This is a genomic window from Andreprevotia lacus DSM 23236 (assembly GCF_900176275.1).
Classification (GTDB): domain Bacteria; phylum Pseudomonadota; class Gammaproteobacteria; order Burkholderiales; family Chitinibacteraceae; genus Andreprevotia; species Andreprevotia lacus.
In genome coordinates, this window is record NZ_FWXD01000062.1 from 1 (window position 1) to 4806 (window position 4806).

Here is a 4806-nt window from a genome sequence, read left to right on the forward strand (position 1 = left end):
ATCACACCGCCCAAGACATCCTGATCCAGGAAGCCAACCTGATCGAACAAGGCCGTGAAGCCGAACTGCCGGCCCCGGTGCCGTTCCGCAACTTCGTCGCCCAAGCAAGACTGGGCGTCAGCGAACAGGAACACGAACAGTTCTTCACCGAACTGCTGGGCCACATCGACGAACCGACCGCCCCGTTTGGCCTGCTGGATGTGCAAGGTGACGGCAGCGACGTGCAGGAAGCCAGCCTGCACCTGCCGGATGAACTGTCCAGCCAGATCCGCCAGCAAGCAAGAAGCCACGGCGTCAGCGCCGCCAGCCTGATGCACCTGGCCTGGGCCTTGGTGCTGGCCCGTACCAGCGGCCGGGATGACGTGGTATTCGGCACGGTGTTGCTGGGCCGCATGCAAGGCGGTGAGCACGCTGACCGCGTGATGGGCATGTTCATCAACACCCTGCCGGTACGGCTGGACGTCGGCCAACACGAAGTCGAAGCCAGCCTGAAGGCGACGCACAAGGTGCTGGCGCAGTTGTTGAAGCACGAGCATGCGCCGTTGGCGCTGGCGCAGCGGTGTAGTGGGGTGGTGGCGCCGGCGCCTTTGTTTACGGCGCTGTTGAACTACCGCCATGCCAGCCAGACCCTGATGGCCGAGGCCGCCGCAGTAGAAGCAGGCAGCCAGCAGGTGGAGGCCGAAGATGACGATATGGAGTTCCGCGTCACCGAGGACCGCACCAATTACCCGGTTACTTTGTCCATTGATGATCTGGGTGAAGGCTTCCATTTCAAAACGCAGGCGACCAGCCCGATTGCGCCGGATCGCATCAACACCATGATGTTGAATGCGCTGCAGGTGCTGCTTGAAGCCTTGACGCAACGCCCGCGGCAATTGCTCACGCAGCTCGATATCCTGCCGCGTGACGAACGCCAGCAAGTGCTGGACGGCTGGAATACGCTGCCGGACAGCCCGGCAGTGCAGGAATGCCTGCACGAGTTATTCGAGGCGCAGGCCGCGCTTGATCCGCATGCGGTTGCGCTGCAACTGGGTGAACAGCAACTGAGCTACGGCGAGCTGAATGCGCAGGCCAACCAGCTGGCGTACTGGCTGCGCGGACAAGACGTGGCGGCGGATACGCTGGTGGCCATTTGCGTCGAGCGTGGTTTTGCGCAGATCGTTGCCCTGCTGGCAGTGCTCAAGGCCGGTGGTGCCTATGTGCCGCTGGACCCGGCTTACGCATCCGACCGCCTGCGTTACACGCTGGAAGACGCACAGCCTGCCTTGTTATTGCTGGATGCAAGCGGGAAGGCCGCATTGGGCGAGGGTGAGCTGGCTGTCCGAACCGTGGATGTGGTGACTGATGCCGCGCTGTGGCAAGAGCTGCCCACACAAAATCTGCCCGGCTATGCAGTGACCACTGCACCACACCATCTGGCGTATGTAATTTACACCTCTGGCTCCACTGGCAAGCCCAAGGGTGTGATGGTCGAGCATCGTAATGTGGTGCGCTTGTTCGGCAGCACCGATAACTGGTTCGGCTTTGGCCGTGACGATGTATGGAGCCTGTTCCACTCGTTCTCGTTCGATTTCTCTGTATGGGAAATCTGGGGCGCGCTGCTATACGGCGGCAAGCTGGTGATTGTGCCGCTGGATGTGGCGCGTTCGCCGGTAGAGTTTTACGACCTGCTGTGCAGCAGTGGCGTGACCGTGCTGAACCAGACACCGAGCGCCTTCCTGCAGCTTTCTGCAGTGCAGGCCAACCATGCCGGTGCCCATGCTCTGCGCCGGGTGATTTTCGGTGGTGAGGCACTCGAACTGCGCACGCTCAAGCCTTGGTACGAGCGTGAGCAGAACCAGCAGACCGAGCTGATCAATATGTACGGCATCACCGAAACCACGGTGCATGTCACTTATCGTCCGTTGACCGCCGCCGATGCGCAGCGTGAAGGGGCAAGCCCGATAGGCGGGCGTATCCCCGACTTGAGCCTCTACATCCTTGATACGCATGGCCTGCCAGCACCGGTTGGCGTAATAGGCGAGCTGTATGTGGGTGGCGCCGGCGTGGCACGGGGCTATCTCAATCGGCCGGAACTGACGGCAGAACGTTTCATCGCCAATCCGTTCAGCAATGATGCTGCCAATGCCCGCCTGTACAAGACCGGTGACCTTGGCCGCTGGCTGCCGGATGGCACGGTGGAATACCTGGGCCGCAACGACTTCCAGGTCAAGATTCGCGGCTTCCGTATCGAGCTGGGCGAAATCGAAGCCAAGCTGGCGCATTGCCCTGATGTGCGCGAGGTGGTGGTGCTGGCACGAGAGGACAGCCCGGGCGACAAACGTCTGGTGGCTTATTACCTGGGCGATGCGCCGATTGAGGAATTGCGCACGCTGGCCATCGCCAACCTGCCGCCCTACATGGTACCGGCGGCCTATGTGCGGCTGGACAGCCTGCCGCTGACCCCGAACGGCAAGCTGGACCGACGCGCCTTGCCGGCGCCGGAAGGCAGTCATCTGGTGCGGCGCGGTTACGAAGCCCCGATTGGCGAGACCGAAGCCCAACTGGCGCAAATCTGGGCCGAGTTGCTGGGCCTGTCGCAAGTCGGCCGCAACGACAACTTCTTTGAACTCGGCGGGCATTCATTGCTGGCAATTCGCCTGGTGGAACGCATGCGCAGCGCGTCGCTGTTTACCGATATTCGCACGCTGTTCAGCGCAGAAACGCTGGCCGATCTGGCTGCCGCGACCAGCCGCGAGAGCGACGACATCGTGGTACCGGAAAACCTGATTCCCGCCCAGCCGCATGCAGACGGCGCGGCGGATGTTGCAGAAGATGATTTCGAGGAGTTCAGGCTGTGAGTTTTGAGAACCTGTTGGGCAAGCTGGACGAAAAGCAGATACGCGTACAACTTGATGCAGGCGAGCTGGTCATCCGCGCACCGCGCGGGGCCATGAACGCCGAGCTGGCGGCCGAACTGAAGCAATACAAGGCGCAATTGCTGACGCATTTGCAGGCACTGGAGCAGGCCAGCGGGGCACCGGTAGTGCTGGGCGAGGCTCGCCCTGCTTTCCGCATTACGCCGGACATGCTGACACTGGTTACGTTGACACAGGAAGAAATCGACACCGCGGTGGCAACCGTGCCCGGTGGTGCGGCCAATGTGCAGGATATCTACCCGCTGGCCCCGTTGCAGGAAGGCATCCTGTTCCATTATTTGATGGCGCAGATCGGCGACCCGTATCTGCAACCCAACTTGCTGGGCTTTCCGCGCCGCGAGCGGGTTGAGCAGTTTTTGTCTGCCTTGCAACAGGTGATCGACCGTCACGATATCCTGCGCACCGGCATGGTGTGGGATGGCATCAGCCAGCCGGTTCAGGTGGTGCATCGCAAGGCGCAGTTGCCGGTAACCTGGTTGACGATTGATGCCGGTATCGCCGCTGTCGCCAGCTGGCTCGAGGATGAATTCGACCCGCGCCGCATCCGCATCGACCTGCGGCAGGCCCCGCTGCTGGCGTGCCATGTGGTGGAAGACGCACAGAACAATCGCTGGCTGCTGCATATCCTGGCGCACCACATTGCCATCGACCACACCACGCTGGAACTGCTGGTCGAAGAAGCCGAAGTCATCGAACAAGGCAAAGCCGGCGAATTGCCGCAAGCCGTGCCGTTCCGCAACTTCGTTGCCCAAGCCCGTCTGGGCGTCAGCCAGGACGAGCACGAAGCGTTCTTCAAGCAATTGCTGGGTGACATCAACGAGCCGACCGCACCGTTTGGCCTGCTGGACGTGCAGGGCGATGGTCGTGACATCCACGAGGCCAGCCAATTGCTGCCTGCCGAGCTGGCCGCGTCCATCCGCAATGCCACACGCACCTTGGGCATCAGCGCTGCCAGCCTGATGCATCTGGCTTGGGCAATGGTCTTGGCCAAGGTCAGCGGCCGCAGTGACGTAGTATTCGGCACCGTATTGTTCGGCCGCATGAAGGGCGGGGCGCAGGCGGATCGCGTGCTGGGCATGTCGATCAACACCTTGCCGATCCGCTTGAGTATCAACGAGACCGGTGCCGAAACCGGCCTGAAGGATGCGCACCGCGTGCTGGCCCAACTGCTGCGGCACGAGCATGCACCACTGGCTCTGGCGCAGCGCTGCAGTGGCGTGGTATCGCCGACGCCGTTGTTTTCGTCCTTGCTGAATGTCCGCCATACCCCTGTTGATCTCGATGCCACACCAGAAGAACTGACGGCCGAGCTGACCGATGATATGGAAGTACTCAGCGGCCACGAACGCACCAATTACCCGCTGACCTTCTCGGTCGACGACCTGGGCCAGGGCTTCCTGCTCACTGCGCAGGTCGCACGACCCATTGATCCGGCACGCGTCTGCCAGTTCATGCACGATGCGCTGGCCAGCCTGCTGGCTGCGCTGAACAACGCACCGCATACCGCGTTGAACCAGCTGGATGTGCTGCCGCAGGCCGAACGCCACACCCTGCTCACCGACTGGAACAACACCGCCTACGCCTACCCACGCGAGAGCGGTCTGGTGGCCTTGTTCGAACAGCATGTTGCAGCCCAGCCTGATGCCGCTGCCGTGGTGTCCGGTGATACGGTCTGGACCTACGCCGAGCTGAACACCCGCGCCAACGTATTGGCCCACACCCTCATCGGGTCTGGCGTGCTGCCCGGTCAGGTCGTCGCCCTCTCGCTGCCGCGCAGCGCCGATCTGGTGCTGGCCGAACTCGCCATCCTCAAGGCCGGTGGCGTCTATCTGCCTTTGGATGCCGTGTTGCCCGGCGAGCGTCAGGCCAGCATGCTGGCCGATAGCGG

Annotated in this window: 2 protein-coding genes; both read left to right on the plus strand. The window is 62.3% G+C overall.

Features of this window, described 5'->3' with window-relative positions; translation table 11 throughout:
* Positions 1-2840, plus strand: a 2840-nt coding sequence (locus B9A19_RS21660) for a non-ribosomal peptide synthetase (RefSeq protein WP_139799059.1), incomplete at its 5' end; no start/stop codon positions are given.
* On the plus strand, positions 2837-4806 hold a 1970-nt coding region (locus B9A19_RS21665), incomplete at its 3' end, for a condensation domain-containing protein (protein ID WP_139799060.1). The genes B9A19_RS21660 and B9A19_RS21665, both read left to right, overlap by 4 nt.